Source organism: Flavipsychrobacter sp., from assembly GCA_041392855.1.
Classification (GTDB): domain Bacteria; phylum Bacteroidota; class Bacteroidia; order Chitinophagales; family Chitinophagaceae; genus UBA5543.
The window spans coordinates 252,103-272,383 of sequence record JAWKLD010000002.1 but is presented as its reverse complement, the minus strand read 5'-3'; the positions used below and the strand labels follow the sequence as shown (position 1 = coordinate 272,383).

Genomic DNA, 20,281 nt, shown 5'->3' with positions numbered 1-20,281 from the left:
TGGTGTTGTTATTGCTATTGTAGCCTCTATTGAAACTTTGTTGTGTGTAGAAGCTACTGATAAACTTGATCCGCAGAAGAGATATACACCAACAAACAGAGAGTTGAAAGCTCAAGGTGTTGGTAATTTGGTAAGTGGACTTATTGGTGGGCTACCAATGACTTCAGTTATTGTGCGTTCGTCGGCCAATGTTAACGCGGGAGGGCGAACCAAGTTGTCCACTATTATACATGGGTTCTTATTACTGATATGTGTAGGTACTATTCCTGTAATTTTAAATTTAATTCCCAAGGCGTCTTTAGCAGCTATCCTTATCTATACTGGTTATAAGTTGTGTAAGCCATCGATGTTTGTGCGTATATGGAAGAATGGAGGGCTAACACAGTTTATCCCATTGGTAGTGACTACGTTGGCTGTTGTAGGGCTAGACCTGTTGAAAGGTGTGGGTATTGGTATGGCAATAGGTATCTTCTACATTTTAAGACAAAATGCAAGAATCCCATTCTTTTATAAAAGAAAAGTATCTCAGGACGGGGAAGTGATAACAATAACTTTAGCACAAGAGGTGTCTTTTCTGAATAAAGCGAGATTGAAACAAACATTAGAGAAGCTGCCAGCTAATACTAACGTTGTATTGGATGCTAGTAATACAGAGTATATTGACTTCGATGTTTTAGAGTTGATAAGAGAGTTCTATAAAACTCAAGCTGTAGATAGAAATATAAAGATGTCTCTTAATGGTTTTAAAGAAGCCTATAGAGTACCGAAAGCTAGCAGCAAGGAGCTGGATATAGCTGCGGCTGTTAACGATGATGGTACTGTTGTTTCATCAGGAGATTTTGATAGTCTGATGGATGAGCTAGACAAGGAAAAGTAAATAGAAATTATGCTGAAAAAGCGGCTTTAGCAATTGCTAAAGCCGCTTTTGTATCTAAAATAATGTTGGCATCTTTGTAGGAGATATAAGAGCTCAATAATGAAAACAAGTATTAAGAAAATTGGTGTCATGACTTCAGGTGGCGATAGCCCGGGCATGAATGCTGCGGTAAGGGCTGTAGTACGTACGGCCATATACAACAATATTGATGTATACGGCATACGCAGAGGCTATCAAGGAATGATAGAGGGAGATATCTATAAAATGGAGGCAACTAATGTTTCTAATATTATACAAAGAGGTGGTACGATATTGAAAACTGCCCGAAGTGAAGAGTTTAGAACAGAAGAAGGAATGCAGAAGGCCTATGAGCAATTACAGAAGAATGGCATAGAAGCCTTGGTGCTAATAGGAGGTGATGGAACATTTACAGGCGCGGTAAAATTCTTTGAAAAATATACAATACCTGCGGTGGGTATTCCTGGTACAATAGATAAGGATCTAGCAGGTACTGATTATACTATAGGGTATGACACCGCAGTAAATACAGCAGTAGAGGCTATTGATAAAATTAAAGACACCGCCGAAGCTCACGATAGGTTGTTTATCATAGAAGTGATGGGAAGAGATGCAGGATATATAGCACTCAACAGTGGTATAGCCTGTGGGGCAGAGGATATACTTATACCTGAAACAATAACGAATATTGATAATGTGCTGAATAGAATAGGTGAAGATGAACTGCGTAAAAAGACCGTGCATATACTAGTTGTAGCAGAAGGAGATGACTTTGGAGGGGCGGAAGAAGTATATGCAGAAGTTAAAAAACGTTTTCCTAAAAAAGATGCAAGAACATGTGTGCTAGGGCATATACAGCGCGGTGGGGCTCCTACATTTGCTGACAGGGTATTGGCTAGTAGATTGGGGTATGCATCGGTAAACGCACTAATAGCAGGTAAAACACAAGTGATGGCAGGTGTTATAAATGGTGAGGTAGTATATACACCATTGGCTAAAGTGGTTAAAGAAAATACAGCTATAAGAGAAGACATGTTGGAGATGATAAGGGTATTAGCAATATAGTTTTTATGAGTAGGAAAAGTATGAGGTATAGTTTGATATTATTGTCACTAACACTGTTCGTTGGTGGGAGTTGTAAGGCTCAAAAGAAAGAGGTTAAAAAGCCAAAGCAAGTAGCTGTTGCCTTTTACAATGTAGAAAACCTCTTTGATACTAAGGATGATCCTGTAAAGCTTGACGATGATTTTACGCCTTATGGGGCTTACAGGTATAGCGAAAAAATATACAGAGCCAAGTTGAGAAATATTGCAAGGGTATTAGAGAGTATGACTAGTAAGAAATATCCTAATGGACCGGCAATAATAGGATTGGCAGAAGTAGAGAATAAAACTGTTCTAAGAGATTTGACCAACCAGCCATCAATTAAAGATAGAGGCTATCAATACTTATGGTATGATAGTCCAGACCCAAGGGGTATTGATGTAGCTATGTTATATGATCCTAAACAGTTTAGAGTACTAAAGGCTACTGCTGTTCCTATAACTTATAGGGATGAGGGTAGGCTTGCAGCAAGTAGGGATATGCTTTTTGTTAGAGGTATATTGGAAGGGGATACGGTATTTATTATGGTTAACCATTGGCCTTCAAGAAAAGAAGGGCAAAAAGAATCAGAACCGAAAAGAATTGCGGCAGCTACAATTAATAAAGAAAACGTAGAAAAAATTTGGGGAAAGAATATTCATGCCAACATCATCATAATGGGAGACATGAATGATAACCCTAATGACAAAAGCATAGAAAAGACACTAGGTGCCTTTAGTAACAGATATATCAAAAGGCTGGGCTTTTTGTATAATCCTTGGGCAGAGAAACACCAGTCGGGCAAAGGAACTTCTGTTTATATGCGTCAATGGGATCATTTTGACCAGATAATTATATCTGACGGTTTGCTAGATAATAATGGCTGGAAGTATAGTAAGGCGATCATTTACGATAAGGAATTTCTAAAGGATACTTATAAGAATGCAAAGGGGTATCCATATAGATCGTTTAAGGGAACACATTGGATAAAGGGATATAGTGATCATTTTCCTATATTAATAGAATTAGAACAGGAAAAATAAGTCGACAGTAAGAACACTTAGTTTTATTATTTTCACTACCGAAATCTGATAAGATGAAGACAAACGAAGTGCCACAAGAGCCTCGAGATTTTAAAGAAGGTGATAAGGTGAAAAAGTTAATGTATGCTGTAGATGATAAGGGTAAGTATACTGGTGTCAATTCTGCAGGGTGGGAAGCAGAAAACTTTGCCACAAAGCAGGCTTGGGACGCTGTAGATGATTCGCTAGCTGAGACAAAGAAAAAGGTAGAAAACGGTGTGTTGAGTCCTATAGCATACTATATGGAAAAATGTTTGATGGATGTACCGTTACTGGCAAGATATGTTGGCAAATGGCAGTGGCAAGTGAAACGACATTTCAAACCGTCGGTATTCGGGAAAATGAAAGAAGGGTTAATAGCAAAATATGCAGAAGTGTTTGAGATAAGTGTGGATGAATTAAAGAATTTTGGTCAATAGGGTTAACAATGAGTATAATTGATTTTAAGCATTACCAGCACGCTCATTGTGAGAGTGGCGTAACATCAAATTTGTTGAAGTTTGAAGGTATAGATGTAAGTGAACCTATGGTATTTGGTATAGGTTCAGGTATTTTCTTTGCGCATCTGTCCTTTGTAAAAGTGAGTGGTACTCCGGGTTCTACATTTAGAACATTCCCGGGCACAATATTTAAGCAGATAACAAAACGCTTGAATATAGAGATGGAGAAACAGCGTTTTCGCACACCGGAAGCTGCTATGCAAGCTTTAGATGATGTTTTAGCGCAAGGTAAGCCTGTAGGTATGGGTAGTAGTGTCTATTATTTGCCGTATTTACCCGAGGCCTTTCGTTTTCATTTTAATGCGCATAATCTCGTAGTATATGGTAAAGAGGGAGATGAATATTTAGTGAGTGATCCGATACTAGAAGACGTATCAAGAATAAAGGCAGAAGACTTGGCAAAAGCTCGTTTTGCGAAAGGTTTCCCCGAGCCTAAGGGCTTGATGTATTACGTAAAGTCTGCTCCTAAAGAGATGGATTTTCCTAAAGCAATTAAAGCAGGTATTAAGCAAACCTGTTTCTTTATGTTATCTCCTCCATTGCCTTGGTTTGGTAATAAGGGTATATTTCATTTAGCTAATCAAATACAAAAATACCCTAAGAAACTAACTCCTAGAAAGTCAGCATTATACTTAGGAAATGTAATACGTATGCAGGAGGAAATAGGTACAGGAGGTGCAGGTTTTAGATTCTTGTATGCGGCATTTCTGCAAGAGGCAGGGGAAATGCTGCAAAGAGACGACTTAAAAGAACTATCTGAAGAATTGACAGTGATCGGTGATGATTGGCGGAATTTTGCCTATCATTCGGCACGACAAATGAAAAATAGGACATCGGACCTAGTGTCTTACGATGAGCTGGCAGATATGTTGCGTGTGTGCGGAACAAAAGAAAAAGACTTTTTTACGCGCTTGGGCAAGATCAAATGGTAGATTTGCATATGTATATGCTGTTTCCTTAAGGATTTTAGTGTATTTTTACACCCCTATTTTAATATAGTTGCTATCAAGAGTTAGAAATATCGTACTCACAGTTATTGATTTTTTTCATAAGCCTTTTGCAAAGTGGATCAATCAGCAAACTTTTCGTTACATAGCTTGCGGAGGTTCTAATACTGTGCTTGATATCCTCATTTATTTTGTAGCCTACAACTTTATATTAGGGAAGCAGCCAGTTCCTATTGGCAGTATTGCTATTACGCCACATATTGCGGCATTTATCATCTCCTTTAGTATCAGTTTCCCATTAGGTTTTGGTTTGGCCAAATACATAGTTTTTCCTGAGTCTAACCTGAAAGGGAGGGTACAGCTCTTCAGGTATGCATTATTGGTCTGCATGTGTATTTTACTCAACTATGTATTCCTCAAGTTGTTTGTAGAATACTTCCATTGGTACCCAACACCGTCTAAGATTGTCACTACAGCTATAGTAGCTGTGTTTAGCTATATTTCACAACGCAATTTCACCTTCAAAGTGAAAGAGGTAGCTGTGGAATCTTGACAACTTATTTCCACTAACAAATAATACGAAGGGCTTACCTTTACATAGATTATGACGCAGGAACAGCTGAAAGAGATGCGCGAAAAAGTGCAGCATTTATCTCGTTTTCTAAGAATTGATGAAAGGAATGATAAGATCCAAAATGATAGGCAGCTAACATTAGCACCTGGCTTTTGGGATGATAATGAGCGTGCTACAAGTATTCTTAAAGAAATTCAGCTGAATAAGTTTTGGGTAGACCTCTATGAGCAAGTAAGTACTTCAGTAGAAGATTTTGCGGTACTTTTTGAGTTTTGGAAGGCAGGAGAAACAGAGGAGGAAGAGGTTGCGGTAGCCTACAAAAAGGCGATTGCTGATATTGAAGATGCAGAGTTTCGCTCGACATTGAGTGAGCCTGAAGATGAGATGCCAGCGGTAATGGTAATTAACTCTGGCGCAGGAGGTACTGAAAGTCAGGATTGGGCAGAGATGTTGCTTCGTATGTACCGTATGTATGGTGAGAAGCAAGGCTGGAAAATATCAGAGCTTGATCTGCAGTACGGAGACGGTGCCGGTATAAAGCAAGCTACTATGGAGTTCGATGGAGCTTTTGCTTATGGTCTATTGAAGGCAGAAAGTGGCGTGCATAGATTAGTACGTATCTCTCCTTTCGATTCTAATGCCAGAAGACATACTTCTTTTGCCTCTGTATTCGTTTATCCTTTGGTAGATAGTAATATTGATATAGAGGTGAACCCCGCTGATATAGAGTGGGACTTTTTCCGTGCTGGTGGTAAAGGAGGACAGAATGTAAACAAGGTAGAAACCGCAGTTCGTTTAAAACACATACCTTCAGGAATAGTAGTAGAATGCCAACAGTCGCGTACGCAAGGAGAAAATAGAGAGAAGGCTATGACCATGTTAAAGAGCCAACTTTATGAAGAAGAATTGCGTAAAAGAGAGGAGTTAAAGAACGCGACCAACTCTACAAAGAAAAAAATAGAATGGGGGTCGCAAATCCGCTCTTATGTTTTCCACCCCTATAAAATGATAAAAGACCACAGGACAGATTATGAAGTAGGTAATGTAGGCCCTGTGATGGATGGAGAGATAGATGAATTTATCAAAGCGTATTTGATGACCATAAAAGAAGAACAAGACTAAAAGTGACTGAAGAGAAAAACAAAAAGAAGGTATTTAATTTGAAGGTCCTTTTAAGGATTCTCTCTTTTACGAAACCATATAAAAGTACATTGTACTTATCAATAACGCTGTCTATAGTACTGGCAGCACTAGCGCCATTACGTCCTTATTTGATACAGTTGTCTATAGACAAGTATATTAATAATAAACTGCTAGAGGGCTTGATATGGGTAAGTGTGATACAGCTTGGCGTTTTATTGATAGAGAGTTTGATCCGTTTTGTTTTTATGTACCGCATAAACTGGCTAGGACAAACAACCGTCAATGATATGCGTAAGACAGTATTTAAAAAAATACTGAATCAGAATATTGCATACTATGACCGCACTCCTATTGGTACGCTAACGACAAGAACTATTAATGATATAGAGGCTGTTAACGAAGTGTTTGGCCAAGGGGTTATTTCTATTATAGCAGATGTATTGACCATACTTGCCATAATAGGTGTCATGTTGGTGACCGATTGGAAATTAACTTTGATCTGCCTTGCTACTTTTCCTTTTATGATATTGGCTACTTACTACTTTAAAGAAAGTGTAAAGAAGTCTTTTCAAATGGTACGTAATGCCGTATCAGACCTAAACTCTTATGTGCAGGAACATATAGTAGGTATGTACATTGTACAAGCATTTGCTGCTGAGAAAAAAGAGCAAGAGAAGTTTCAAATGATCAATAAGAAACATCGCTCAGCTAATATTAGAGCTATTTTTGCCTATTCAGTTTTCTTTCCTGTTGTAGAAATAATTTTAGCGGTTTCTCTTGGTTTGTTAGTATGGTGGGGGGCAATAAGTATGTTGCATTATGATGTTACACCTGGTGTTGTTATTGCTTTCGTGATGTACCTCAATCTTTTATTTCGTCCTCTTCGCATGCTTGCTGATAAATTTAACGTACTGCAGATGGGGGTGGTGGCTGCTGAGCGTGTGTTTGCAGTATTGGATAGTGAAGAGCATTTAAAGAATGAAGGAGTTTACAAACCTCAACATATTGATGGTAAATTGTCTTTTAAAAATGTACACTTTAGCTATAAAGAAGGTATTCCTGTTCTAAAAGGTATATCGTTTGAATTGGGTGCGGGTAAGACAATGGCCGTGGTAGGACATACAGGTGCAGGTAAAACTTCTATTATAAACCTTATTAACCGCCAGTACGAAATACAAGACGGAAAAATATTAATAGACGGTACTGATATTAAGGAGTATGATATTGACACATTAAGAAGTCATATAGGTATTGTGTTGCAGGATGTCTTCTTATTCTCCGGTACTATTTACGATAATATTACATTGCGTAATTCTGATATCCCATTAGAAGAAGTACAACGCGTTACGCAAATGCTAGGCATTCACGAATTTATAATGACCTTGCCAGGTGGGTACGAATTTGATGTGATGGAAAGAGGTAATAGTTTGTCACAAGGGCAACGCCAGCTAGTTTCTTTTGCTAGAGCTTTATTGTATAACCCTTCAATACTCATATTAGATGAGGCTACCTCATCTGTAGATAGTGAAAGTGAACAGTTGATTCAGAATGCCATAGATACTTTGATAAAAGGCAGAACGTCTATTGTTATAGCGCATAGGCTATCTACAATACGTATGGCCGATAGCATATTGGTAATGGATAAAGGGCAAATAATAGAGCAGGGCAATCATGAAGAGCTTATCACTGCCAAAGGGGAGTATTACAAATTGTACACAGCAGTGGAGCGACAGAAACAAAAAGCAACTTTATAAAAAAAACTTATGCTTTATGAAATGATTTTTGATTTTATCCGTCTCTATATGAGATAGGATATCAGTATGAGATCATTTACTCCTCTTGTTTATCAAGTATACTCTTTTAACCAATATTGCCTCCTTTTCATAAGAGAGGGAGATGGACTATTTCAAATAGATTTTAAGAATTACGGCTATAGCTCCGGTAAAGCCATTTTTCTTTCGCCGGGTCAGTACTTTCAATTGCTATCTGGCCATTTTAGGATAGAAGTTTTAGACTTTCCAGCAAATAGTGTACAGCAAGTGGTAAATTCAAGGCTACTCTTTAAGCATTTAGTTAGTGTAGGGTATGTTAAGGTCAATGATTTTGAACAACTGGAAACAAAACAGTCTTCTGTAGTACTCTTATCAAATGCTATTAACAGATGGGTGGAACAGAATCCATTTTCTGCAACAATGAGTGAAGTAGAATTACTATTTGATTTAAAAGATGTTGTAGATGTGAAATTTAGAGAACCTATAACACTAAAAGATATTGCTGGTTTTCTTAACGAAGCTCCAAATCGCATACAATCATTGTCTAAAGAAAAGTTGTGTTATACAGTATTACAATTAAAGCAAAAAAAGATACTATTAGAAGCACAACGAAAGGTGGTGTTTACAGATATGAGCACTAAGGAAATAGCTTATGAGTTGGGGTTTAAAGATGCAGCATATTTCAATAAATTCTTTAAGCTACATACGAATATGGCACCTCATGAATTTAGATGTGTATATGAAGTGCATGGACGTGATAGTTTTATAACTGATGTGTTAACACTGATAGACAAGTACTATAAGGAAAAACATATGCTTTCGTTCTACGCTAATGAATTGTGCATGACACCAAGGTCGTTTTCCAAGAAGGTAAAGCAAAGAATAGGTGTGGGTATGCATGAGCTGATATCTAAAAAAATAATCCATGAATCCCAAAAAATGTTGCTGCAAGGGTTCAGTACTACTACTATAGCTTATGAATTAGGTTTTAAAGAGTCAAATCATTTCTCTTCATTTTTCAAAAAGCATGTTGGCATTACACCGATGCATTATCGCGCATCGAATTAAAAGTACAGTACTTAGCTACATTTTTGTAGTGATGGATGGTGTCTCTGCTTCTAGTTTTGTATCGTAAATCAAAAACGAATACAAGCTTATGACACAAGATTTAAACCAACTTTTAACGGAAAAAAATGATATGATTAAACAAGGGCTGATCGTTGCAGCTACTGACAAGTTTTTTGCAGATCATGCTACTACTCTTGATTTTGACGGCGCCAAAACAAGTAATAAAACTGAAATGTTGAAAAAGATGGAGGGCTTTGCTGGAGCGATAAAAAACGTTAATGAAATAACGCTCCATCACTCTTCTTTTAGCGAGAATGTATCTTTTGCTGAGTATACTTTTCATTTCGATATGAAGGATGGTAGCACTATACTTTGGCATGAGATCATCAGATCGGTATGGGAAGATAACAAGATCGTTAACGAACAATATTTTAAAAACTAAAAAGAAAAATACTATGAAAAATACATTGTTATTGATTGCAACAGTACTAATGACCACTACTGTATTTGCACAAAATTTAAAGTCGGCCAATAACGTTGACGATAGCAAAGTTGCTTTACAAGGCTATAGTCCTGTTTCTTACCTTGATCTCGGGATAGCACAAAAAGGATCAAAAGAATTTAAGTCTACTTATAATGATCTTGTCTACTATTTCACTAATATGGAACAGCAAAAGAAGTTTGAAGCAAACCCTGCCAGATACCAACCTCAGTACGGTGGTTATTGCGCCTTTGGAGTTTCTGTTGGTGCCAAGTTTAGGACAGATCCAAACAAATTTGTAGTGAAGGGTGGAAAGTACTTTTTGTTTCTTTATAATCTAGAAGTAGATGCACAGCAATTATGGTTAGATGGAGAGCATAATAAGTTAGTTTCAAAAGCGAATTCTAATTGGGTAAAACTCAGTAAGCAGCCCTAATACAAATAGTTTATGAATAAACAGGGTTGACTTATTAGGCCCTGTTTATTTCACGTTTTCGTCCAGCCAATCGGTTATATAATCCAAAACTACAGGTTCAAAGGTTGTTTCAATTTTACCATACTCTTGAGTATTGCAAGTATTACAGCTTTGAAATAGATGATTTAATCCTTTGAATTCTTTTACTTCATAGCTTTTAACCTTGCTCTTTTTTAAGGCCGATTCAATGCCAGCTAAATTTGACTTAGAGATTACCTGGATGTCATTATCTCCGTTTATCGCAAGGACTTTGCAGCGCAGTTTTTTTAGTGCAGGTGTTGGATCGTAGCTAATGAAGTATTTCAGCCATTTACTATCGTACAATTTTAAAAATTGATTGGCAAAAACTTTTTGCGTTGCCTCATCTGATATTCCTGTTGTTATAGCTACAGTTTGCTTGTCCGTTCTAGTTTTCCAGGAGTTGATAGTGTTGTTTATTTTTATCTCAGCAGACTTTTTATTTTCTGCAGTAGTAAGTATAGACATTATGTCTCGATACAGTGGGGTATATGCTTTTGCCATTTCATCGGTTATGCCCATCTTTAGTAATATCTCATAGTTCTGTTCACTCATTAGGTCAATGACAGGTATGCCAGGTCCTGCAGCTAATATGATGAAGTTGACATCCTTAGTTTTATTAGCAACCATTGGAGCGATAAGTCCACCTTCACTATGTCCATACAGGCCTATCTTTTTAGCGTCTATATCGTCTCTACTTTTTAAGTACTCTATTCCCGCTATTATATCTTCTGCAAAGTCAGCAGAAGTAGCATTGGTATTGCCAGTCGTCTCTCCTACACCTCGGTCATCTATTCTTAATACAGCATAGCCATTATTAGTAAGGTGGTTTGCTATTACTGCAAATGGTTTATGCCCTTCTATTTCTTCATCTCTATTTTGTGCTCCCGAACCGGTAATTAGGATTACAGCGGGGTGCTTTTTATCTATTGCAGGTACAGTAATGGTAGCACCATATTGTATAGACTTGTCTTTATTGTGATAGATGAGATTGGTACTGTTGTAACTAAAAGGAGGCTCAGGAGTTTGAGGACGTTTGAGCACGGTCTTTTGTGGTTTTTGCTTTGATAGCTCTACAGGGATATTCATTCCATTCTGTATCCAGTTGCCTTTTATTATTCCATTGTTTAGCGTGCCACTAAATCTGCTTTTGATAAGCTCAATATTTATAATGATCGTGTTCCCTTTTGCTATCACCTCATTGCACGGAATAGCTTTTGCTCCTTGTTTAGGAACGTCCAAAGTAGCTTTAAGTGCCTCGTTGTTTGAGATATGAAAGACGATCTGTAGTTCTTGCCCAACATTTAGACTGCCAAACCAGTCGCCAACAAATTGATCTTGTGCAAGCCCATTTACCGTTATTAGCGCAGCTATTAGTACTAACAAAGTCTTTTTCATACTAGATGTTTTTTGATTTAGACTCGCTCTTAAAAATTGAATAGGAGTAATATACGGCAGCAATACTGATAACCGTAATAATAATGAGCATTACTATACTGGCTACCTGAAATGGAGCTACAAGTGCTACTATCGTAATAGTTAAGCCACCTAGAAAAAATAATTTTCCTCCAAGCTGGTGCGTTTTTTTCCAATTGGTGTCGCTTTCTAATGTCCAAGGTACCCGTATGCCTACAAAGTGATTGGGCTTAATGGTGTACATATAGTTGCCTAAAAACATGAATAAGAAACCTATGCTAGGTAGTACTACCTTATTGGCTATAGAAGATTCTGGATTAGCACCATTAATGATAATAACAAGGTTTATTATTGAGGTGAAGAGTACAATACCACTAGCTATCTTATTGTAAGTATTTACCTGAACAGACTTTGCCCTTTTAGGATCTATTTTATGAATATTGGTCAATAGAATATAGGTTCCTATGCCTATTACTGTAAGCAACAGTGTTACAAAAACCAACTCTAAGCTACTTCCATAACGGTCTACTTCCCCTTTCATGTTATAGTGTATTGCTATTTTTTCAGGAAGGCTATTCCATATTGCTAATAGGTACCCAAAAGGAAGTATAGATATGAGCAGTATGGGAAAATGTTTAAGAAAGTTTTTTGATGCCATGGATATTATATTTTGAAGAAACCTCTGTTTTTTGAAGTTGGATGACCCATTTTAATATCTCGCCTACAACTGTTGTATTGAGTGAATAGTAGATATATTGTCCTTGTTTGTCAGAGGTGACAAGTTCTGCTTGTTTTAGTATGTCAAGGTGGTGAGATATACTAGGTTTAGATATATCGAACTGTTCCGCAATTTCTCCTGCAGTCATATCTTTTTCCTTCAACAATTCAAGGATTTCCCTTCTTGTTTGATCATTTAATGCTTTGAATAATGTATTCACGTTAATTAGGTATTTAGACAAATATCTAATTAACGGATTAGTTTTCCAAAAAAATAAGCCCCGTTAACAAAAACGGGGCTTAAAATATGATAATTAATAACTGTGTTAGTTGATCATTTCTACAGCCTTTTCTACCATGTTTTTAGAGCCTATAAAAATAGGTACACGTTGGTGAAGCTCTGTAGGTTCGATATCCAGTATTCTTTCTTTGCCTGTGGTAGCTACTCCGCCTGCAGCTTCCACTAAAAAGCTCATAGGGTTGCACTCGTATTGTAAGCGTAGTTTACCATTTGGGTTTTTAATGTCCGCTGGATACATAAATATGCCTCCTTTGATAAGCGTGCGGTGAAGGTCTGCAACCATAGACCCTATGTATCTATGAGAGTAAGGACGACCAGTCTCCTTATCTTCTTCCATACAATAGTCTAGATAAGCTTTCATCTTATTATCAAGCTTACAAGTGTTACCTTGGTTGATCGAATATATCTTTCCGTCCTCTTTACATTTTAGGTTTCTGTGAGATAAGCAGAATTCACCAATTGAAGGCTCCAGTGTAAAACCGTTGGCACCAAGTTTAGTAGCGTATACCAGCATAGTACTACTTCCATAGATCACATAACCGGCAGCCATTAGCTTGTTACCTGGTTGCAAAAAGTCCTCTGCAGTACATGGAGCCCCTAGAGGGCTCACACGCTTGTATATAGAGAAAATGGTACCTATAGAGGCATTAACATCAATATTAGAAGAGCCGTCTAATGGGTCGAAAAGAACAACATATTTGCTATTTATAGAATATGGGTCGTCGAATGCGATAAAGTCATCGTTTTCTTCCGAAGCAATACCTGCACAATCAGCACTACCTCTTAGTACATTTATTAATGCCTCATCAGAATAAACATCAAGTTTCATTTGCTCCTCACCTTGCACATTAGTAGAGCCTTGAGCGCCTAATATATCTACAAGACCTGCTTTTAGCACCTGTTGGTTGATGATTTTGCAAGCAATGCCGATATCTCGTAGTATAGCAGATAATTCACCTGTTGCATTAGGAAACTTTCTGGTTTCTTGGATAGTAAACTCATCCAAGGTCATTAATTTTCTTTCCGGATTCATAATATCTTATGTATAAATAATGCAGCAAAAGTAATAAACAGTAGGCTTTTTTACGATTATGTTATATAATGTGGCAAAAATCGAGAAAGGTTTCCATATTAACAGATACCTACTACCTTTGTAAAGCTCAAGATAGCATCAAGAATGGTACAATATTTCAAAAATATCAACCACCAAACATCGGAGATAGAGCATGCTGAAGGTGCTAATTGGATTAATGTCACGCCCCCTTTTCAGGAAAATGAGATTAACCAACTATCAGAAAATCTAAATATTCCTAGAGACCTGCTTACAGATACTCTGGATATAGAGGAGCGTGCACGTTATGAAGAAGAAGATGGGGTGAAGTTGGTGATTTTGAAAACACCTGTAGAAAACAAGTCGTTGAATGAAAGTGATGCGGATTATGTTACCATTCCTATCTCTATAATTAAAACAGAACGGAATCAGGTCATTACAGTTAACTCTTTTGAGAATGTAGCTATACGCAGGTTTCTTAACACCTTTGCCAAGCGCCACCCGGAGCGCCCTAATATGATGGTGCTTAAGATATTCGAGAAGGTAGTAATGGACTTTATGGAGGTGTTGAAAGACATCAATCACCGTCGTAATATTTTGGAGCAAAAACTTTATGATTCTAACAGGAATGAAGAGCTCCTCTACTTAATGCGTGTGCAAAAAAGCCTAGTGTATTTTGTGACTGCACTGCGTAGCAATGAGTTGCTGTTGATGAAGATGGAACGAACCAATTTTTTAAATTGTGACGAAGAAGAGTTAGAATTCTTAGGTGACTTGATCATTGAGTTTTCTCAAGCTTTGGAGATGGCCAACACATATACTAATATCTTGAGTAGTACAATGGATGCTTTTGCCAGCATCATCAATAACAATATGAACATGGTCATGAAACGTTTGACCAGTATTACAATTCTTATTTCTCTACCTACATTGATCGCCAGTTTCTATGGCATGAATGTAGATATCCCTTACGAGAAAGGCATGTACAGTTTTGCGATCCCTGTAGTGCTATCAATAATTGTGTCAGTTGTTATGACACTTTACTTTAACAAAAAACGCTGGTTCTAAACTTATGGCTTTACCCACCCGTTTCAATATAAGAGTGTACGGTATATGGGTACAAGACGGAAGAGTATTGGTGAGTGAAGAAACAATAAGAGGAAATAAATACCTGAAGTTCCCCGGAGGTGGTATGGAACTGGGAGAAGGTGCTATTGACGGTTTGAAGCGAGAATGGAAAGAAGAGCTGAACATAGAGATAGATGTTTTAGAGCATTTTTATACTACCGATTTCTTTCAGCCTTCAGCTTTTGATAGTTCTCAAGTGATCAGTATTTATTATTGGGTAAAAGCAAAAGAACAGGTTAGCTATATCGTCAACAATAATGAAAATGAATATAGTTACTGGTTGAAAATAGCAGACATAACAGAAGATACATTTAGTTTGCCAATAGATAAGATCGTGGCCAAACGTTTATACTCAACGTTTGTAGATAATTAGTATCTTTCTTTCCCCTTATGCAGAAAATTGAATTGAAACCAAGTTACGATGTAGTAGTAATAGGTGCCGGAGTTGGAGGCCTAACAACTGCAGCACTACTGAGTAAGGCGGGATTGTCAGTTTGTGTGCTTGAAAAAGAACCTCATGCAGGGGGGTACCTCGCAGGTTTTAGAAGAAAAGATTTTCGTTTCGATACTGCAATACATTGGTTGAATCAATACGGCCCTGATGGCTTGGTTACAAAAGTGTTTGCAGCTATTGGTAATGACTATCCGAAGGCGGTAGTTCAAAAAAGAATAAAGCTTTACAAAGGGGATAAACATGACTATATTTTAACCGATGATCCAGACCAATGGAGAGATCAGCTAATAGAAGAATATCCTAATAGTAAGGCCGGGATTATTAAGTTTTTTAAAGCTGCAAAGAAGATAGGAAAGTCGTTCAAGAACTTCGGAAATATATTCAGGTCAGAAGAAACAATGTCACCTCTAAAACGGTTGGCCAATAAATTCCGATTATTACAGTTTGCTTTGCCCTTCATTCCCTACATCACATATAAGGGTGACAAAGGGATGCAAAAAGGACTGGACAAGTTTTTCAAAGATGAAGGGTTGCAAAAAATATTTTCATCCGAGGCAGAACTATTAGGTTGTTTAGTGCCTATTGGTTGGGCATATTATAAAGACTTTCAAAGTCCTCCTGAGGGAGGCGGGCAAGCTATACCAGAGTGGTTACAACATGTAATAACTTATTTCGGTAATGATCTATTCTTCAAATGTGATGTAAAAGAAGTCTTGTTAGAAGATAAACAAGCTAAAGGTGTACGGTTTGAATGTAGGGGCAAGGAGTACACCGTATCCAGCAAATATGTAGTGGCAGCTTGCGATGTTGAAACGCTTTATGAAAAGATGTTACCTGCTGATGCGATCCCGCAGAAGTTAAAAGATAGACTGAAAGATGCAGAGCTATATGCTTCATCAGTAACAGTATCTATAGCGTTAGATTGCCCCCCAAGTGCTCTAGGGTTTGGTGAAGAAATGGTGCATATAAGTAGTGAAGCTACTACGAGAGACGATGATGGGGCAGGAGATCCTGAAAAAAGCGAAATTATCATATTGGCGCCTTCTCATAGAGATAAAACTCTTGCTCCCGAAGGTCAGGGAACACTTACCTTATTTATGCCTGCTTTAATGAGTCAGTATAATGAATGGGAGACGGAGAAAGACGAAAAAGGCAATTACATAAGGGGAGAAGCCTACAAGGCCAATAAGTTTAAAATAGCAGAAGCAATAATAAATAGAGTTTCCAAAGAAGTTGCATCTAACTTGAAGGAGCACATCTTGTTTTATGATGTAGCAACACCTGTTACACACTATAGATATACAAGTAATAGAGGTGGTACGATGATGGGGGCAAGGCCAGGTAAGAAAAATATGCAAAGTAAAGTAGCGCATTATAAAACACCTATAAAGCATTTATTGCTAGGTGGGCACTGGGCAGAGCTTGGAGGAGGAGTGCCTATAGCAACAAAAGCAGGAGCTAATGCCGCACTCTTAATCTTTAAAGAAGAAAATAAAGTAGCCTATAAAGCCCTCGGTGGATATATGGAAGGCAAAGTAACCTTAAAAGAAATACTTGATAGTAAAGCATTCAAGCCATACAATAATTCATGGGTAAGAAAACCTACACCTGCCGAAAAACTAGCTGCAAGAAAGGCTAATAGTATGGATAATGCGGGTTCCTCATAACTATAGAAATATCTTACTCGTGTATTGACATCAATATGTCAGAAGCTGTTACCTTTGCTTTTTGCTGATTAGATACCAATGAAATTACTGCTACAATATTTAAGTCGATATAAATGGTTAATTGTGCTTGCCCTTGTACTGGCAGCTATTAATCAAATTTTCTCTTTATTAGACCCTTATATTTTCGGTCAATACATTATTGATCCTTTTGCAAAGCAACCTGATAAGTACACAGAATCAGAGTTTATAAAAGGTGTGGCTTTGGGATTGTCTATGCTTATAGGTACGGCAATGGTGTCGCGTATTGCAAAAGCCTTTCAGGATTATACTGTTAATGTTGTTATTCAAAAGTTTGGGGCTAGGTTATATACAGATGGGTTACAACATGCATTACAGTTGCCATTCCAAGAGTTCGAAGATCAGAGAAGCGGTGAGACCCTTTCGATACTACAAAAGGTACGTTCTGATTGTGAAAGGTTTATTAGTGTATTCGTAAATGTATTGTTCACAACAATTGTAGGTATTGTTTTTGTGATGATCTATGCCTACTCGCTCAACTCATGGTTGGTGGCTATATATTTTGGGGGTGCAGTAGTGTTAAGCTTGTTGATAAATGTATTGAGTAAAAAAATAAAGACAATACAAAAGAGCATATTGTCTGAAACTAATGCGCTTGCCGGTTCTACCACAGAGTCGCTAAGAAATATAGAGTTAGTAAAGAGTTTAGGGTTGACAGGTCAGGAGGTGGAGCGACTAAATAACACAACCATAAAGATTTTAGGTTTAGAGCTTCGTAAAGTCAGAAGCATACGTACCATATCTTTCTTTCAAGGTACGTTCGTGAATTTCTTACGACAAACGATAATGTTTTTCCTTTTGTATTTCATCTTCCATAAGGAGTTGACACTTGGACAGATGGTGACGATGCAATTTTATACCTTCTTTATCTTTGGCCCGTTACAAGAAATAGGAAATGTAATACTCTCATACCGAGAAGCGCAAGCCTCACTAACTAATGTGAAAGAGCTTTTTGCAAAAGATGTAGAAGTAAAACCTGCGAATCCTGTTGTGTTGGGAGATATTAAGAAGCTACGTTTTGAAGGAGTAACTTTTAAGCATAATTCGGCGACAAAGCCTGCTTTGGACAATATTTCTTTCGAAGTGTCAAATGGGGAAACTATAGCCTTTGTAGGGCCGTCAGGCTCTGGTAAAACAACGCTTGTGAAACTATTGGTGGGCTTATATCATCCTAAGGAAGGTAGTGTTTATTATAATGATCATAAGTCTGTCAACATTGATTATGATGAACTGAGACAGCAACTTGGTTTCGTTACGCAAGACACGCAGCTGTTTTCTGGCACTATAAAGGAGAACTTGTTGTTTGTTAATCCGAACGCTTCTGTTGAGGAATTGAATAAAGTATTACACCAAGCAGCATGCGAAAACTTATTGGCAAGAGCTGAAGATGGTATAGATACAAAAATAGGAGAAGGGGGCTTGAAGCTTTCAGGTGGTGAGCGTCAACGTTTATCTATAGCTCGTGCATTATTGCGTAATCCCAAGCTGTTAGTTTTTGATGAAGCTACATCGGCACTAGACTCACTAACAGAAGAAGATATATCTAAAACGATAAGAACAATTTCTGAACAGAAGGAACATATTGCGGTTATGATAGCGCATAGGTTGTCTACTATCATGCATGCCGATAGAATTTATGTTCTGGAAAAAGGACATATCGTAGAAACTGGTACGCACGACTACTTGCTTAATGAAAAAGGCTTGTATTATGCGATGTGGCGCCAACAAATAGGGGAGCGTAAAGACGGTGTAGCTATGGTATAACTAGAGTATTATGTTTTGCAGTAGTTGGCTTTTCTCTGGATAGTCTGTGTTATAATGTAGTCCACGACTTTCTTTCCTGAACTGCGCACTTTTTACAATTAGATAGCCTACAGTAATAGCATTACGTAATTCACTTAGCTGTGGAGATACTGTAGTTGTTCTGTAAAGTTCTTCAGTTTCTTCATGAAGTAGATCCAGTCTGCTTAGTGCTCGCTCAAGACGAATGTTATTTCTTACAATACCCACATAGTCGCTCATTACTTGCTGTAGCTCTTTTATGCTTTGTGTGATCAAAATCATTTCTTTTGGTTCACTTGTGCCTAGGGCGTTCCAGTCTGGTATTGACTCTTGAAAAGATGTCGTATCTATCTTTTTAGCGGCATCTTCAGCGCATCTATGTGCAAAAACAATTGCTTCTAATAGAGAGTTTGAAGCGAGTCGATTGGCACCATGCAAACCGGTACTAGAACATTCGCCACAAGCATAAAGATGTTTTATTGAAGTGTTGCCATTCACATCTGTTTTTATACCGCCGCAACAATAGTGCGCGGCTGGTGCAACAGGTATTAATTGTTTAAAAACGTCAATGCCAATACTATTACACTTAGCTAATATGTTTGGGAAGTGTTGCTTGAACTTTTCCTTATCCATATGGCTACAGTCCAAGTATACATGCTCTGTACCATTCAGCTTCATTTCATTATCAATAGCACGAGCTACTATATCACGAGGCGCAAGATCTTTTCTAGGGTCATATCGTTCCATAAAAGCCTCGCCATGTTTATTCCTCAATATGCCTCCATCTCCGCGTACTGCTTCTGTAATTAGGAAGGAAGGACTGGCTCCCGGTTCGTGCAGTGCTGTAGGGTGGAATTGAATGAATTCCATATTTTCAATTCGCCCTTTAGCCCTGTAAAACATTGCTATGCCATCTCCTGTGGCTATGCGTGGGTTTGTAGTACTACGATACACTTGCCCTACGCCGCCTGCCGCCATCATAGTTATGCCAGCTAGTATTTTTTCTATCTCGTTTGTTTTTAGATTCAGTGCATATACACCATAACATTCAACATTGCTTGTTGACTTGGTAACCAAATGCCCTAAGTGGTGTTGTGTCAGTATATCAACAACAAACCAATGGTTGTGTATCTGTATGTTTTTGTATTGTTGCGCTTCAGCTATTAAAGCGCGTTCTATTTCATAGCCTGTAATGTCTTTGTGGTGCAGTATTCTGGATTCCGAATGTCCACCCTCTTTACCTAAAAGATAATCCCCTTCTTTATCTTTATCAAAATTAACACCCCAGTTAATTATTTCATCCAATCGTTGTGGTCCTTCTTTTATTACAAAGTCTACTACCTCCTTATTGCAAAGTCCATCACCCGATATGAGGGTGTCTTCAATATGCTTATCAAAGCTATCTTGTTCTTTATCATTTACAACTGCGATACCGCCTTGAGCATACTTTGTATTGGTCTCATCGGTATTAACTTTTGTTAGTATTGTGATAGTTTTATCAGGATGTTGTTTCGCAATTTTTACTGCAAAGGTTAACCCTGCGATTCCCGAACCAATGACAAGAAAATCTGTTTTAAGCATAGTTATTCATTAAGAAAAAAGGTTCTCTATACAGAGAACCTTAGCAATTTATAACTTTTAGTAAATAC

At 37.7% G+C, this 20,281-nt stretch carries 20 protein-coding genes; 15 read left to right on the top strand and 5 right to left on the bottom strand.

The features are described from left to right. From R2800_14925 to R2800_14875, 11 genes are all read left to right on the top strand, one after another. A partial coding sequence (locus R2800_14925; GenBank protein ID MEZ5018351.1) for a solute carrier family 23 protein occupies nt 1-877 on the top strand: 877 nt, incomplete at its 5' end. A 99-nt stretch (nt 878-976) separates the two neighbouring features. Further along, nucleotides 977-1,960, top strand: a complete 984-nt coding sequence (gene pfkA, locus R2800_14920) for a 6-phosphofructokinase (GenBank protein ID MEZ5018350.1) — start codon at nt 977-979, stop codon at nt 1,958-1,960. Nucleotides 1,961-1,965: 5 nt separating this feature from the next. Further along, nucleotides 1,966-3,021, top strand: coding sequence for a hypothetical protein (locus R2800_14915; GenBank protein MEZ5018349.1), 1,056 nt, complete (start codon nt 1,966-1,968; stop codon nt 3,019-3,021). A 53-nt stretch (nt 3,022-3,074) separates the two neighbouring features. Further along, on the top strand, nt 3,075-3,479 hold the full coding sequence (locus tag R2800_14910; GenBank protein ID MEZ5018348.1) for a hypothetical protein: 405 nt from the start codon (nt 3,075-3,077) through the stop codon (nt 3,477-3,479). 8 nt (nt 3,480-3,487) lie between these two features. Further along, nucleotides 3,488-4,492: a BtrH N-terminal domain-containing protein gene (locus R2800_14905; protein ID MEZ5018347.1), complete on the top strand. Its 1,005-nt coding sequence runs from the start codon at nt 3,488-3,490 to the stop codon at nt 4,490-4,492. Between the two features lie 67 nt (nt 4,493-4,559). Next, a complete protein-coding gene (locus tag R2800_14900; protein ID MEZ5018346.1) occupies nt 4,560-5,060 on the top strand; it encodes a GtrA family protein in 501 nt (166 codons plus the stop codon). A gap of 51 nt (nt 5,061-5,111) precedes the next feature. Then, nucleotides 5,112-6,203 carry a peptide chain release factor 2 gene (gene prfB, locus R2800_14895; protein MEZ5018345.1) on the top strand — a complete coding sequence of 364 codons (1,092 nt, stop codon included), beginning with the start codon at nt 5,112-5,114 and terminating at the stop codon, nt 6,201-6,203. Between the two features lie 89 nt (nt 6,204-6,292). Continuing rightward, nucleotides 6,293-7,978, top strand: a complete 1,686-nt coding sequence (locus R2800_14890) for an ABC transporter ATP-binding protein (GenBank protein MEZ5018344.1) — start codon at nt 6,293-6,295, stop codon at nt 7,976-7,978. A gap of 66 nt (nt 7,979-8,044) precedes the next feature. Next, nucleotides 8,045-9,064, top strand: a complete 1,020-nt coding sequence (locus R2800_14885; GenBank protein ID MEZ5018343.1) for a helix-turn-helix domain-containing protein — start codon at nt 8,045-8,047, stop codon at nt 9,062-9,064. 88 nt (nt 9,065-9,152) lie between these two features. Further along, nucleotides 9,153-9,506 (top strand): hypothetical protein, encoded by a 354-nt coding sequence (locus R2800_14880; GenBank protein MEZ5018342.1) that lies wholly within the window; start codon nt 9,153-9,155, stop codon nt 9,504-9,506. Between the two features lie 13 nt (nt 9,507-9,519). After that, nucleotides 9,520-9,981, top strand: a complete 462-nt coding sequence (locus R2800_14875) for a YHS domain-containing (seleno)protein (protein ID MEZ5018341.1) — start codon at nt 9,520-9,522, stop codon at nt 9,979-9,981. A 45-nt stretch (nt 9,982-10,026) separates the two neighbouring features. Here the strand turns inward: R2800_14875 and R2800_14870 are convergent, their stop codons facing one another. The 4 genes from R2800_14870 to fbp form a co-directional block, all read right to left on the bottom strand. Next, nucleotides 10,027-11,436, bottom strand: coding sequence for an alpha/beta fold hydrolase (locus R2800_14870; protein ID MEZ5018340.1), 1,410 nt, complete (start codon nt 11,434-11,436; stop codon nt 10,027-10,029). 1 nt (nt 11,437) lies between these two features. After that, nucleotides 11,438-12,112, bottom strand: a complete 675-nt coding sequence (locus R2800_14865; protein ID MEZ5018339.1) for an SdpI family protein — start codon at nt 12,110-12,112, stop codon at nt 11,438-11,440. After that, nucleotides 12,090-12,413, bottom strand: coding sequence for an autorepressor SdpR family transcription factor (locus tag R2800_14860; GenBank protein MEZ5018338.1), 324 nt, complete (start codon nt 12,411-12,413; stop codon nt 12,090-12,092). The genes R2800_14865 and R2800_14860 overlap by 23 nt, the downstream gene beginning before the upstream one ends. An 84-nt stretch (nt 12,414-12,497) precedes the next feature. Continuing rightward, entirely contained in the window at nt 12,498-13,505 is a 1,008-nt protein-coding gene (gene fbp / locus R2800_14855) for a class 1 fructose-bisphosphatase (GenBank protein ID MEZ5018337.1), read from the bottom strand. A gap of 144 nt (nt 13,506-13,649) precedes the next feature. On the opposite strand from fbp, the gene R2800_14850 reads away from it, so the two are divergent. From R2800_14850 to R2800_14835, 4 genes are all read left to right on the top strand, one after another. Then, a complete protein-coding gene (locus R2800_14850) occupies nt 13,650-14,591 on the top strand; it encodes a magnesium transporter CorA family protein (protein MEZ5018336.1) in 942 nt (313 codons plus the stop codon). A gap of 4 nt (nt 14,592-14,595) precedes the next feature. After that, nucleotides 14,596-15,024 carry an NUDIX domain-containing protein gene (locus R2800_14845; protein ID MEZ5018335.1) on the top strand — a complete coding sequence of 143 codons (429 nt, stop codon included), beginning with the start codon at nt 14,596-14,598 and terminating at the stop codon, nt 15,022-15,024. Between the two features lie 17 nt (nt 15,025-15,041). After that, the gene (locus R2800_14840) at nt 15,042-16,772 is read left to right on the top strand and encodes an NAD(P)/FAD-dependent oxidoreductase (protein ID MEZ5018334.1); all 1,731 of its coding nucleotides are present in this window, start codon (nt 15,042-15,044) and stop codon (nt 16,770-16,772) included. Between the two features lie 78 nt (nt 16,773-16,850). Further along, on the top strand, nt 16,851-18,614 hold the full coding sequence (locus tag R2800_14835) for an ABC transporter ATP-binding protein (GenBank protein ID MEZ5018333.1): 1,764 nt from the start codon (nt 16,851-16,853) through the stop codon (nt 18,612-18,614). Here the strand turns inward: R2800_14835 and nadB are convergent, their stop codons facing one another. Next, nucleotides 18,615-20,213: an L-aspartate oxidase gene (gene nadB / locus R2800_14830; protein MEZ5018332.1), complete on the bottom strand. Its 1,599-nt coding sequence runs from the start codon at nt 20,211-20,213 to the stop codon at nt 18,615-18,617. It abuts the gene before it with no gap. Between the last annotated feature and the right edge of the window lie 68 nt (nt 20,214-20,281).